The sequence below is a fragment of the Acinetobacter piscicola genome (genome assembly GCF_015218165.1).
Taxonomy (GTDB): Bacteria; Pseudomonadota; Gammaproteobacteria; order Pseudomonadales; family Moraxellaceae; genus Acinetobacter; species Acinetobacter piscicola_A.
The window spans coordinates 2,380,253-2,395,166 of sequence record NZ_CP048659.1; the positions used below are offsets into that span (position 1 = coordinate 2,380,253).

Genomic DNA, 14,914 nt, shown 5'->3' on the forward strand with positions numbered 1-14,914 from the left:
AGTTTGTTCTCAATTACCAGCGTACTTCAAACTTCTTACGCAACCAAATTGCAAGACTATTCAGTAAAATCATTAAGGCAAGTAAAACAATAATGGCAGCCGCTGTACGCCCTTCAAAGAAGTTACGCAGTTCATTGCCTTGCCATAAAAAGATTTGTACAGGTAAAGCTGTTGATTGATCTAAAGGTGTTGCAGGAATATTGGCAACAAATGCGCTCATGCCAATCAACAATAATGGTGCAGTTTCACCGAGTGCTTGTGCCACACCAATAATCGCACCCGTTAAAATACCTGGTAAAGCCAAGGGTAAAACATGATGGAAAATAGTTTGTACACGTGATGCACCCAAACCTAAAGCTGCCTGACGAATCGAAGGTGGAACTGCTTTTAATGATGCACGTGTGGTAATAATAACGGTTGGTAAAGTCATTAAACTTAACACCAAACCACCAACCAATGGTGCAGAAATTGGCATGTGCATCCAACTAACAAAGATCGATGCGCCGAGTAAACCGAAGACAATCGAAGGAACAGCAGCCAAGTTATTGATATTCACTTCAATAACATCGGTTAACCAGTTTTGTTTAGCAAATTCTTCAAGGTAAATCGCAGATGCTACCCCAATAGGTATTGAGATAAAAATCACAATCAACATCATGAACAATGAGCCCATGAATGCGCCCGCTAAACCTGCTGTTGCAGGTGAACTACGTGAATCTGGGTTGGTGAATAACTGCATATTAAAGGTACGATCTATATCACCTGATGCACTCATCGAATCGGCTAACTTACGTACTTCAGGGCTTAATTGTTGCTGATCATCTGGTAAATTACGATCAATATTGCCTGCAAGCCAGACATCTACATTGGCATCAGCCAAGACTTTGACATCTTTCTTTTGACCAATCAATGCAGGATCTTGCATCACCATATCACGTAAACGATAAGCTTCAGAACTGGTGTAAATACTGCCCAATTCATCACGATGTGCTGCCAGCTTTGGATCTTTTGCAATCATGCCATTTACAAGTAATGCATCCCAATCCACCATGCCCATTTTAGTTTGCCAATCAACAAAACGTTCTTGAAACTGTGCAGGAGATTCATTTTGAGATTGGGTCGGCGGTGGTCCTACATCAATTATTTTTGGATCAAAATAAACAGGAATATTCACACTTGCTTGCCAAAATGCAGGTAGACCTTTGGCTAAAATACTACCAAAGAGTAATACAACAAATGCAAGACCAATGATCACTGACGCTAAACCAAAAAATCGAAATGATTTTTCAGTACGATGACGTGATGCCAACGATTTTTCAATTTTTGCTTTACGTTTTTGACGTAATTCTTCTGCCACACGAGGATCAAATACATTTTGATCCACTGGAGATGTATTTGATGTACTCATTCGTATTGCTCACGGTATTTACGCACAATATAAAGTGCAACAATATTTAACCCTAAGGTAATGACAAAGAGGGTCAAACCTAAAGCAAATGCCACCAATGCTTGTGGACTTGCGAAGTCTGTATCCCCTGTTAATTGATTAACAATGGTGACCGTCACAGTTGAAACCGCTTCAAGCGGATTGACATGCAATAAAGGACTATTGCCAGCTGCAAGTACCACGATCATAGTTTCACCAATTGCACGTGATGCAGCCAGTAAGAATGCACCAATGATACCCGGCAATGCAGCAGGCATCACCACACGGCGAATGGTTTCAGATTTGGTTGCACCCAGTCCCAAAGAACCATCACGTAAAGCACTTGGTACTTGGGTAATAATGTCATCCGATAATGAAGAAACAAATGGAATAATCATGATGCCCATGACAAAACCTGCAGTTAATGCACTCGTTGCATTAATATTCAGTCCAACCAGATCACCTGCCATTTTAAAAAATGGTCCAATGATCATTAAGGCAAAAACGCCATATACGATGGTTGGAATACCCGCCAAAATCTCAATTGCAGGTTTTGCCCACGCACGTAAGCGCGGTGAGGCATATTCGGCTAAATAAATTGCAATCATTAAACCCACAGGTACAGCAACAAGAAGTGCCACGATACTAACCATGAGTGTGCCCCACAGCAGTGGTAATAGCCCATAACTTCCTTCTGCACTTCCTGAGGTACTAAAACCAGGATTCCACTCTGTACCTAAGAAAAAGTCTAAAGGACTCACAAATTGGAAGAAACGCATCGCTTCACTAAACATTGACATCACGATGCCAACGGTTGTTAAAATCGCAACACCTGAACAGAGTGCTAATGCAACATTAATCGTTTTTTCAACTTGGTTACGTGCTCTGTATTGTTTTTCGACACGTTTTTTTGCCCAAACTAAACCAAGCAATGCTGCACAGATCACCACTGCAAACTTGGCAAACGCGCCAATCGTTTGAACTTTCTTTAATTCTGCAGCTGCCGCAACTTCGTATGCAGCTGGTGTATCACTCACCCCGAAACCAGAAGCAATGGCTTTGACACGCTCAACGAGAACTTGAATACTGGCATGATCTGAAGATGCAACAATTGATGCAGGAACATGATTTAAAATAATTTGTTTTAATAGATTCGGTTCAACCAGATTCCATACCACTAAAATCAAAAATGCAGGGATACCACACCATAATGCAACCAATGCACCATAGTAGCCTGGACGTGAGTGTAAGGTAGCTGAATTTTTCCCCTTACCCGCGATGTTTCGACTTTTACTTAAACCAATTTGATACGCGATTGCTACGAGAGCCAATAACACGCCAATAAGTAGCAGATTCATGCATTCTCCACCGTTTTCTCAATGTCATACTTGAAAAAACACTGCTTAGCAAAAAACGCTAATGGCAGTTTCCTACCATTAGCCTTTTCATCTTTAAAAATTACTTAACACCCTTACCTGCTTTAAATGCTGCAAGCACTTTTGCACGCTCAGCATCAGACATAGAAATTAGACCTGCTCTTTCTAACTTAGACCCTTTACCTGATACTTTCTTGCTTAAGAAGAACTCAGCAAACTGTGGTAAGCCTTTGATTGATTTCAAGTGTTCACCCTTCACATAGAAGAATAATGGGCGAGATACTGGGTATGAACCATTAAGAATTGTTTGCTCAGATGGAGAAACATTATTTACTGTTGCAACACGTAATTTGTCACGGTTTTGATCATAGAAACCTAAACCAAATACACCCACAGCACTTGGAGATGTTTTTAAACGTGCTAATGTTTCAGTGTAATCACCAGAAATTTCAATCACTTTTCCATCTTTACGGAAATTAGAACATGTTTTCTTTAATGCATCTTTATCTAAGTTTTTGAACGCCTGATAAGTTTCACAACCAGCATCCACCATTTTTTCTTGGAATACTTCACGTGTACCGTGATTTGATGCAGGGATGACTAAAGTAATTGGCTCATTTGGTAGCGCTTTGTCAATTTGATTCCAACGTGTATATGGGTTTGGTACCATTTTACCATTTGAAGGTAATTCAGCTGCTAAAGCTGCAAATACATGTTGTGGACGTAATTTGTAAGCTGCTTTATGTGAATTTGAAGCAAATACGATACCATCATAACCAATTTTGATTTCTAAAATTTGATTTACGCCTGCTTTCTTACATGCAGCAATTTCAGTGTCTTTAATTTTACGAGAAGCGTTTGCGATATCAATCGTATTGTCGCCCACACCCGAACAGAATTGTTTTAAACCAGCAGATGAACCACCAGAACCAACAACAGGTGCTTTAAACTGTGGGAATGTATTACCAAATTCTTCAGCAACAATACTTGCGTATGGAAGTACTGTTGAAGAACCAGCAATTTGAATCGTATCACGAGCTGCGTGTGTTGTAGATGCTACTGCTGCCCCTGAAACTGCTAAAGCAATTGCGATATGATTTAAGCGCATTCTTTTCTCTCTTTCTTAATTGCAATTATAAGTACTTAAATTCCACAATGGCGTACTTTTTGGATAACTGCATTTTGATTTTAAAATATGACAAATAAGTTACAGCTTTATGACGCTTTTATGATAATTAATGACTTGTTTTTGATTTAATTAAAATTCTTTAAAATTCAATGTGTAAAGACATTTTACTCAATATTTATTTTTCTCATATTTTTTGATTTGAATTGTAACCCTTCATGAAAGCGTCATGATGATCTAAGTCAAACTAATAGTAAATAGGATGCAATACAACATATCTTTTAGCACTTTTAGATGATTATGGGATCAATTACATCAAAATCTTAAAATCTAATATGAAACATAGGCAATGATATTAAAAGAGCTTCTATTAATTTGAAAAAACGACTCAATGCCTTTTTAGATTTTCCTTTGCATCTCGAAGAAAAGGGAATTTAAAGCCATCGGCTTTCTCAAAAAATGATATAAATTCAGCAGCATGACTTAAAACCTGTTCCTATATTTTCATTTTCAAGCCATGTGCTTTTAAGATTTATTCTATTGTGATCACTAAAAAACTTCTCTAATTTCCACATTGGGATCATAAGCATCCAAACGCTTTGCCAAAACATGTAAATGCCGAGTGGGTACAGCAGGAAATAAATGATGCTCAACATGATAAAACATGTTGTACGTCACAACTCGCTTAAATTCATTTCTCACAGTTCGTGCCATATAAATATGATCTTCAGTATCATGATGCACCGTCCACACTGCAAAAAATGCTGTCATACATTGCCCAATCAACATTGCAACAACGTGATATTTCAAAATGGTGACATCTAAAATAAAAAACACCGCAATCACTAAAATAATATTTGCTAAAAGTTCAGCACTCATCCATTTTCTTTGTGTTTTTGTCCCAACAGCAAATGCCTTTTTATGTAACATAATTGGAAAAAATGGCCCAAATAAAAATGCTTGCCACCATTTCATACGTGCACTTTTGGCTTCAACATCTTCATCTTGCATACAAAATTGGTGATGACGTAAATGATTAATTTGCACAGCATGCATTGAACCTAACATGACAATACTTAGTATCCACATCACCCAATGTGTTTTTTCTCGGCTTATTCCAAGCGCAAAATGAAAAGCATTATGCACTTGACGTAAGCCTGTTAAAAAAAACATAAATGAACACAATAATGCCAATGGATACCAAGCCAAATACGCAAAAGCCAAAGATGCACATAACCAAGGTATTGAAATCAATAATTCAGAAATAACGTCTCTTGTTCGTAAATGTACTAAATCTTTCCATTGCACGACTTTTAATAAATATTGCTGATCATTCATTTTTATAAATTTTTATAAAGAGAATTAGGTGACTATAAAATGAACAAATCTTCATTGCAAGCTCAAATATTCTTTCAGACTATTCTATTTTTTGTCGACTCATAATTTGCTCACTTAACATACGGTAAATATGAGTCAAATAAGGTTGTTGTGAAGCAGCTAACATTGCTTCATGCATATTCAAAATCACATGGTCTCCACGCATGGCAGGACCTGTTTGCATCAATCTAGGTTCATTTTGAACAGCTTTTTGAGCGGTTTCTAAAATCAAAGGAGACAATAAACTAAAATCTACCTGTTGAGCATCAAGAACTTGTTTTGCCATGTCATAACATGCATTGCTAAAATTACAAGCAAATACAGCAGCTAAATGTAAACTCAAACGCTGCTCTGAAGAATAGAGATAAACTCTATTACTTAGGCTATTTGCTAATATTTCTAGTTTTTGTTGACTCGCTGCTGCCTGTGCTTCAATAAATAAAGGGGTATTTTCCCAGTCAATTTCACGTTCAAAACTGAAGGTTTGTAAAGGATAAAATACGCCTACATTCTCATAATGGTCAGCCAATACTTTTAAATGTGTACTTCCAGAACTATGTACAACCAGTGTATTTTTTAAATAAGGTTTAAGCTGCTGTATCACCTGCGCAATGGCTTGATCACTTACAGCAATGACACATAAGTCTATATTATCTTGAAACTCTTGAAGATGATGGATTGCTTCTGCTTGCACAAGACTGGCAAGTTTTTGTGCATTTTCAAAATGAGTACTAAAAATTTGTACGATTTGATACTGCCGAGCAAAAGCCTGTGCCAAATGGGTTGCAACTCGCCCCGAACCAATAAAACTTATACGCATCATGTCAATTTCTCAATTTTAGACTTTATTTCTAGCTGCATATTTTCAAGATAATCTAAAATGAAAGCAAATAAAAACGAGCGACCTAAATCGCCCGTTTTAATGCTATTGCCGATTATTGCGTTTTTTCTTCAACCCCGTTGTTATCTACTTCACGCACTGTACCTGTTTCAGTATTAATCACTTCAAACTCAATGCGGCGATTTTTAAATTGCCCTTCTTTGGTTGCATTATCTGCGACAGGTTGGTCTTGTCCAAAACCTTGCGCTTGTAATTTACTTGGGTCTACACCTTTTGCAACCAAATAATCTACAACCGATTTCGCTCGTTTTTGTGATAATGCTTTATTGGCTTCGGCATTTCCTGTCGAGTCGGTATAGCCTTTTACAACCAATTGTACATTCGGTACTTTATTCATTAATGCTGCGGCTTGGTCTAATACTGACTTATTCACATCAGGAATCTCAGCAGATGCTGTCGCAAAGTTAATGATCTGTAAGTTTAATGCAGTCGCAATATCTAAGGGACGAACTTGATTTGGGTCAATATTGCTCAAAGCCGCTTTCGCTTTGTCAATGCTGCTTGTCACCGCCGCACCCTCATCTAAACTTGCTGCTTCACCCACAACGACTTGCACATCTTTAACCAACGGTGTGATTTTATCTGCTAACGCTTTTAAACTCGCAGTATCTGCACCTTGTAAACTGATTTGATTTCCTGTCCACACCAAATTGACATTTGGTACACCTTTCAACAACTTTAATACACTCACTAAAGCATTCTGATCCACTAAAGCTGCATTAAAATTATTACTTGAATCTACGCCACAACCATTTTGATGGCTAAAAATTTGTTTGACTTCTTTTTGTAAAATATCAATATACTTTGCATCACCGATTTTTGCCTGACATGTGACTAATGCACCTGCTTGGTCTGTTGAGATTTGGAAATATGCAGGTTGCTGACTAGAACTTGTCATTGTGCTATTGGTAACAGGTGTTGGCTCTTCTGTCTTACAACTACGTAATAACCAAAAAGCCAGAAACAATAGAATTAATAAAGCAATTAATGCTGGCCAGAAGCTTGATTTTTTCTTTTCCTCCACAACAGGTGTTGGTGTAACTGGAGGAACAGCCTGTGATGTGGTATTTGCTGTTGCAGCTAAAGTACCTAGCCCTAAAGCGGCTAAAATCCCTCGCGCCCAAGGGGCTAAACCAGTAGAAATTGCATCATAATTTTGTTCTAAAAAATGCTGTATCACTACAGGGTCATGAGAGCCTGCTTCATCTTCTAATACATTTAATGTTGCTGGAATTGACCGATTTAAAACATTTTCAATGTCATGATGAGGGACGTGTTGACCCACGCTCTCTACATACTGCTCCTTCAACGTACTTTGTGTATGAAATAAATCAGCTAATCTCGGATTTAAATTATTTTGAAGGGCAGAAATTAAATTAGGATTTGCTTTTAAAATCGCTAACAAAAAAGGAAAAAACTCAGCCAATGCTGTACTTTTTTCTGTTAAATATGTTGTTTCACCTTTTAATACGATCGGGGTCACTCTTTCTTTCAATAATGAAATCAGATCCATTTCTATACTCCTCACATGAGATTTTATTTGTTATGTAAATTTTTTATAACCTACATGAGTATGCGCTTAAAAAACCATCATTTTCTTTAAGTTTTGTTATTTTCCTTAAACTTATATAAATATCGAATGGCGTATTCCCTCACTAGAAACAAAACAAATTCCCCCTAACAACGTCTTCTTCTTTTCATTTTCAATTGAGCCCTTCGTGGAATTTTTTAGCCTCATCTAAAATCTCAAACCATACAGCTTTATAGTCAGTAAAAGCATGTGATGCAATATGTGCACTTAATGGTTCATTGATGATTCCAACTCTTAAACGAACGAGCTCTGGTAAATCTAAACGCACACTAAATAAAGGTGAGCCACATACTTTACAAAACACGCGTTTTTTATTCTCAGTAGCAAAATATTCTGAAAATAATGCTTGCCTCTGTAAAATTTCTAAGTATTTAGTTTCAATGGGTGCAATGGCAACAAAAGCTGAACCTTGTGCTTTTTGACATTGCCCGCAATGACAAACGAACACTTGAGGAATTTCTGTATTAATTTTAAGTTGAATTCCGCCACAGAGACATGAAGCTGTATACATAATTTCATCATTTTAATTTATTTGGATTCAAACTAGATTAGCTCACATTGATGTAAATGAAAGTATGATCCATAGAGAAAATTTTGATTATTTATTTACAATCACTTTCTCGATACACTTTTAAAGCTTCAATTTCAGCATAAATCAGTTGCTGTAAATCATCACGAAACTGAATCATATCTTCCATCGTTTCAATCTGATCAATACTTAAACGTGGCATAAATTTAAAATAAAATGGAATTCGTTTGGGGATAATATGCCTTGGAATCGAAGGAATCACCTCGCCATTTCTCAAAAATGAACCTATTTTAGGATTGGATAAAATTTTATTAAACCATTTTTGTCTAAGCAATACGTTGACATCAAAACCCAGCTCAAAAACTTCATCCCCACCCAAAGCCACAAATGGCGCAATGTCATAGCCAAATTCCTGCGCCAGTTTTAAAAAGCCATAGCGTTGTTTCCAAATGAGTTGATAAGCTTCGCCTTTTCGTTTAATGACTTCACGACCACCACCAGGAAAAACCAAAATAGAATAGCCTTGTTGCATCGCCTGTCTAGCAAATTCTCGAGTTCCGTCTATCCCTCCGACTCGCTTAACCATTCCTTTCCAAATTGGAATATGAAAATGCATATGATCTGCCAAACTGACAATGGCAATTTTATGTTCATTATATAAATAGTCGATGAGAATCGGAGAATCTAGCACGCCATAAATGGTATGGTTTCCCACATACATGGCAGGTTTTTGAGGATTGAGATTTTCTGCGCCTAAAAAAGTGGGACGAAAATAAAAACGTTGCAATGCACTGATTGCACGTAATAATTTGGAATTATGTTTAATTTCTAATTGTTTTTTTACCATACTGTATCCCTACAAAAACTTCAATAATTCCATATTTATACCAGAAGTCCCCTCTCCTTTTAGGAGAGGGCTAGGGAGAGGTTTTAATTAAATCAAGCTCCCTCATCCTCTTGCTGACTTTCAGTCCTCATCCCCAAGGAGAAGGGACTTTTAATCTATATTTCATAACAATTACGTATAAGTATTCACGCAAGATCTGTTATGAATAAATCAAACCACATGCTTTTGCACAAGAATCGAACCTACCGAATAACCCGCACCAAATGAACACAGTACGCCATATTCACCATCATTGACCTGATCTGCAGTCCGATGCAACGCAATGATCACACCTGCAGAAGATGTATTGGCAAATTCATCCAAAATAATTGGCACTAAATCAGGATCAGCTTCCGCCACTTGTTTACCCACAATCAGTTTTAAAATCAATTCATTCATATTGGCATTGGCTTGATGCAACCAGAAACGCTTCACATTTTCAGGCTGAATGCTGTTCTTTTCCAATTGAGTAGAAATGATTTTCGCAACCAATGGGCAAACTTCTTTAAAGACTTTACGACCATCCTGACGGAATTGTTTATCATCACGAGAGGTCAGTTCTGAACCATTCAGGAAACCAAAGTTATTGCGGATATTGTTTGAAAATTGCGTGAATAAGTGCGTATCCACAATTTCAAAACCTGTCTTAGTTTCAGTGTCTTCAATGATCGACGCTGTTGCCACATCACCAAAAATAAAGTGACAATCACGTGAACGATAGTCCGTATGACCTGAAGTAATTTCTACATTGACCAACAACACACGGCGCGCACCTGTTTTCACTGCATCATAGGCTTGTTTTAAACCAAAAGTTGCCGCAGAACATGCAACATTCATATCATAAGCATAGCCTTGAATACCCAGCGCAGTTTGGATTTCAATTGCAACCGCAGGATATGCACGTTGTAAATTTGAACATGCTAAAATTACCACATCGATATCTTCAGCCGTCACACCCGCATTTTCCATCGCTTGCTTGGCTGCAATCACGCCCCATTCTGCCTGAATAGAAAGCTCATCTTCTGAACGTTCTTCCAAACGTGGACGTAAACGATTAATATCCAACACACCTGATTTCTCAATCACATAACGGCGTTTGACACCTGATGCTTTTTCAATAAATTCTGCACTCGAACCGCGACGTGCAACGACTTCGCCTGCTTCAATTTTTTCAGCATTTTCACTGTTAAATTGTTCTACATAAGCATTTAAGCTTTCAACCAATTCTTCATTGGTAATGATTTCCTCGGGATGATACAAGCCTGTTCCTGTAATACGGATGCCCATGGAAAACTCCTTTTCTAAATTCACAAATATTTCAAATTATTTCTATTCTAACTGATTCCAAGCTTTTCCCATACTTTTTGTATACGAGTTGCTGAAATTGGCATCTTGGTTTTCATCGGTTGAGAGAATAAAGAAATCCGTAACTCTTCCACCATAAAATACACATCTTTAACACGTGGATCCTGTTTAAACTTAAACAATTTATCCATCCACGGATCAACTTCTTTGATTGCAGCATCATCTCGACTAAGATTATTCGGCAAACGATCCAAACGCAATAACAATGCTTTTAAATAACGTGGATATTCTTGCCAAATGTCAGCTGATTTTGTATAGACAAAATTCGCCAAACTCATCAAATCGAGTTGATCTTCAATATCATCCATATTTTTGCCAAATACATCCTGATCCAGCATCAGCAACTGCTGACGAATCTGTTGCCACTGAATATAAATGTCACTGATCAGTTTCAATGCTTCCTGACCATGACTTAAAAATGACTTTTTCACATCTGCTGTTAATGTCGTAAATTCTTCTGCATTAATGGGTAACTTTTCAATACTCATTTGTAAGGTTGCATAGACCAACATTTGCTCAAGCTGAGCGCGATCACCCAGTGGGGAATAGGCAAGCGCTAAAGGTTTGGAAATTTGCTTTTTCAACTGACGAATCAAATCACCCAATTGCATATGAATCAGGCGAATTACACCCTCACGATGTTGTTTAATCGCTTCATCCTGATCATTAAAGGTTTGAATCACCACACCCGACTCATCTTTAGAATCAAGTTGGGCAAATACTTTGGTTGCCACCAATGCCTGATACTGCTTCACCACCACGCCTGTGACTTTTTGCGAGGCTTCAAACACAAACTGCTCAGGAAACGTTTTAAACTCACCTTTCAACTGTTTGACAGGACTATGGGTTTCAGTGCGACAACGTGCTTTCAACTCGTCAAGATCACGTCCTTTTTCAATCAATTTGCCTTTTTCATCAATGACTTTAATGAATGGAATCAGGTATTGATCAATACGTTCAAACGAAAAATCTTTGGCAATAATTTGCTCGCCACGCAATTGAAATGCTAAAAAGTCGAAAATATGCTCACGTAAATGCTGTGCATCTACCGCTTGCATCAATTTTTTTGCTGTATCAGGAATCGGCACCAAGTTACGGCGTTTATCTTTAGGCAAAGCTTTTAATAAGGCTTCGATTAAATCCTGACGCCATCCCGGAATTCCCCACGACCAAATATTTTCATCGACTTGTGGCAAGGCTTGTACAGGAATTTTGACTGTCGCCCCATCTTCATCATGACTTGGATCAAAACGGTAACTGGCTGCTAAACGTAACTGACCATTATGCAAGTAGTCTGGAAACTGTTGCGTCGTTGGACGATCATTCATCCACAAATCATCATCATCGACAAACAAATAACGTGGATTTTTTGGCTCTACTGTTGCACGCCAATCTTCAAAACTACGTCGACTGGCAATTTCAGCAGGTACTTTAGAAGCATAAAATTGATAAATGGTCTCTTCATCCACCACCAAATCACGGCGACGCAATTTGTCTTCAACGCGTTCAACTTCTTCAAGTTTCAGTAAATTGTGTTTTAAGAATGGCGGTGTCGTACCCAAATTTCCTGTGGTCAAAGCATCACGTAAGAAAATTTCATGTGCCGCAGGCTGATCCACCTTTTCATAGTTGGTGGCACGTTTTGGTTCAATGATTAAACCAAACAGTGAAATTTGATCATAAGCATTCACCACACCCGGTTTTTTTGCCCAATGTGGTTCAAAGTAATGATGTTTTAGCAAATTCGGTGCAGCCAGCAAGATCCATTCTGGCTCAATTTTTGCCAAAGTTCGCAGATAAACTTGTGAGGTTTCAACCATTTCAAATGCCATCACCCATGGGGTATTGGTCTTATGTAAAGTTGATGCAGGGAAAATACGTGCTTTTTGCTGACGTACTGCCATAAATGTATTACGTTCATCGGTTTTATTGGCAATAAAAGACAATAACCCGGTCAGCAACGCACGATGTAAATTCTCATAACTGGCTTTCTTTTCATTGAAAGACAATTTTAACCCTTGTGCTAAATCGAGTAATTGCTCATGGGTTTTCTTCCATTCACGCAGACGCAACCAACTTAAAAAATGCTGTTTTGCGAAATTACGACGCTTATTTTCACTTAAATTTTCACGGTTCTCAGCCAATGTATTCCATAATTTGATATAGAATAAAAAGTCTGAATCCGCTTCTTTAAATAAGGCATGCTTTTGATCCGCTTGCATTTGCTTATCAGCAGGACGTTCTCTTGGATCTTGTACAGCAAGGGCGGCAACGATAATGAGGACTTCATTCAATACCCCAAAATGCGCACCACCTAAAATCATCCGAGCAAGACGTGGGTCAATTGGCATTTTCGCCATTTGCAAACCAATTTTGGTCAAATCATCTTTTTGTTCGTTATAAGCCCCCAACTCAATCAAAAGCTTACGACCATCATTCACTAAACGATGGTCAGGCGGCTCAATAAAATCAAAAGATTCAACTGAACCAAGCCCTAAACTTTGCATCTGTAAAATCACCGATGCCAAATTGGTTCGTTTAATTTCAGGCTCAGTAAATTCAGGACGACTTTGGAAGTCTTCCTCGCTATATAAACGAATACACACGCCCGGTGCAATACGACCACAACGCCCTTTACGTTGATTGGCAGCAGCTTGAGAAATTGCTTCAATCGGCAAGCGTTGCACACGAGAACGGTAGTTATAACGTGAAATACGGGCAAACCCGCTATCAATCACATAGCGAATATTGGGAACAGTTAAAGCCGTTTCTGCAACGTTGGTGGCGATAATAATTCGACGTCCACCACCTGATGGATTAAAGATTTTTTGTTGTTCTGCCAGTGCTAGACGTGCATACAAGGGCAAAATTTGAGTATGTTTAGGACCATACTTTTGTAAAGTTTCCTGTAATTCCCGGATTTCTTGTTCTGTACTGGCAAATATTAGAATATCGGCATGTTCAGGATGCCCTTTACTTTCCGCATCATGAAAACATTCTTCTACCGCACTGACCACCGCACGCGGTAGATTTTCTTCAAAATCATCAAAGTCATCATCATCACTACCGCCGATTGTCATTTCTGAAATTGGACGATAACGGACTTCTACAGGAAAACTACGCCCTTCAACTTCAAAAATCGGTGCATCATTAAAATACTGACTAAAACGATTGACGTCCAAAGTTGCAGAGGTAATGATAATTTTTAGATCAGGGCGTTTTTTTACAATCGTTTTTAAATAGCCCATGATGAAGTCAATATTGAGCGAACGCTCATGTGCTTCATCAATAATAATGGTGTCATATTTATTTAAATAACGGTCATTGGACAGTTCAGCCAACAAAATCCCATCCGTCATCAAACGAACGATTGAATCATTCGAGCCTTGTTCATTAAAACGGACTTTAAAAGAAATCGATTCACCAAGCTTTTGCCCGACTTCTTCTGCAATACGTTGTGACACGCTTCGTGCAGCTAGTCGACGCGGTTGAGTATGACCAATCATACCTGTCAGGCCACGCCCGGCGAGCATCGCAATCTGAGGGAGCTGAGTGGTTTTACCTGAACCCGTTTCCCCTGCCACAATGATGATTTGATTATTTTGAATCGCCTTGATCAATCTGTCTGCATATTGTGTAACAGGCAAATCCTGATTCAGTTTAATCGTCGGTAAACTCGCCAGTCGTTTTTTGACTTGCTGATTAGATTTTTCAAATAATTCTTGAAATTTTTCAGGATTCGCCTCTTTGCCTTTTTTCAGCCGACTTAAACGATGACGATCCCGAACCATGACCAATTGATCGACATTAAACTGATTTGGCACAGATAGATTTTCCTAAAGATAAATTTTGAACGAAACATTTTACGCTGTAAGCGTTTTGAATAAAAGATGAATTGAATTTGCTTTCAGATTTTAAATAAATAGAGAGCTACAAAAAGCCAATACAGATAAAAAAGCACAGTAGTCACAGCTAAAATAAAATGACCGCAAAGAAAAATACTGTCATACATCACTTGATAAAAAGGTGCTGTAAAAAACATATTCATTGGCATTGCAAGGCACACGAGTAAGAACACATTGATGACCAAAAACCAAATTTTAGTTTGAGTAAAACCGAGAAAAATAGCAAAAAATAGTCCGATGATTCCTGCAAAAACAAAAAGTAAAGGCTCATCTGATGTAAAGCCATTCAGTTGACGAAAATAGGTTACGCCTTCAACACCATAACCTGTTACACAAAAAGCGTTATCATAAACAAATGCGACAAAGGTACTCAGTGAAGCAATCATCAATATAGAAATAGCAAGAAAATGATATTTTTTCGCAGTCATTGCT

At 38.1% G+C, this 14,914-nt stretch carries 11 protein-coding genes; all 11 read right to left on the reverse strand.

Annotated elements, in window-relative coordinates:
* Positions 1-13 precede the first annotated feature (13 nt).
* Positions 14-1,408 carry a phosphate ABC transporter permease PstA gene (gene pstA, locus G0028_RS11730; protein WP_180045672.1) on the reverse strand — a complete coding sequence of 465 codons (1,395 nt, stop codon included), beginning with the start codon at positions 1,406-1,408 and terminating at the stop codon, positions 14-16.
* Entirely contained in the window at positions 1,405-2,784 is a 1,380-nt protein-coding gene (gene pstC / locus G0028_RS11735) for a phosphate ABC transporter permease subunit PstC (protein WP_130073230.1), read from the reverse strand. Before pstC ends, pstA begins: the two co-directional genes overlap by 4 nt.
* Before the next feature lie 100 nt (positions 2,785-2,884).
* Positions 2,885-3,910, reverse strand: coding sequence for a substrate-binding domain-containing protein (locus tag G0028_RS11740; protein WP_130073229.1), 1,026 nt, complete (start codon positions 3,908-3,910; stop codon positions 2,885-2,887).
* A gap of 567 nt (positions 3,911-4,477) precedes the next feature.
* Positions 4,478-5,266 (reverse strand): fatty acid desaturase family protein, encoded by a 789-nt coding sequence (locus G0028_RS11745; RefSeq protein WP_130073228.1) that lies wholly within the window; start codon positions 5,264-5,266, stop codon positions 4,478-4,480.
* A 79-nt stretch (positions 5,267-5,345) separates the two neighbouring features.
* Complete coding sequence (locus tag G0028_RS11750; protein WP_130073344.1) at positions 5,346-6,125, reverse strand: Rossmann-like and DUF2520 domain-containing protein; 780 nt, start codon at positions 6,123-6,125, stop codon at positions 5,346-5,348.
* Positions 6,126-6,240: 115 nt separating this feature from the next.
* A complete protein-coding gene (locus G0028_RS11755) occupies positions 6,241-7,719 on the reverse strand; it encodes an OmpA family protein (protein ID WP_218946302.1) in 1,479 nt (492 codons plus the stop codon).
* Positions 7,720-7,909: 190 nt separating this feature from the next.
* Positions 7,910-8,308: a GFA family protein gene (locus tag G0028_RS11760; protein WP_180045671.1), complete on the reverse strand. Its 399-nt coding sequence runs from the start codon at positions 8,306-8,308 to the stop codon at positions 7,910-7,912.
* Between the two features lie 91 nt (positions 8,309-8,399).
* Positions 8,400-9,173 (reverse strand): lysophospholipid acyltransferase family protein, encoded by a 774-nt coding sequence (locus tag G0028_RS11765; RefSeq protein WP_180045670.1) that lies wholly within the window; start codon positions 9,171-9,173, stop codon positions 8,400-8,402.
* 210 nt (positions 9,174-9,383) lie between these two features.
* Positions 9,384-10,499, reverse strand: a complete 1,116-nt coding sequence (locus tag G0028_RS11770; protein WP_130073225.1) for a beta-ketoacyl-ACP synthase III — start codon at positions 10,497-10,499, stop codon at positions 9,384-9,386.
* Positions 10,500-10,546: 47 nt separating this feature from the next.
* Positions 10,547-14,368, reverse strand: coding sequence for an ATP-dependent RNA helicase HrpA (gene hrpA / locus G0028_RS11775; RefSeq protein WP_218946304.1), 3,822 nt, complete (start codon positions 14,366-14,368; stop codon positions 10,547-10,549).
* 116 nt (positions 14,369-14,484) lie between these two features.
* Positions 14,485-14,910: a hypothetical protein gene (locus G0028_RS11780; protein WP_180045668.1), complete on the reverse strand. Its 426-nt coding sequence runs from the start codon at positions 14,908-14,910 to the stop codon at positions 14,485-14,487.
* Positions 14,911-14,914: the final 4 nt, after the last annotated feature.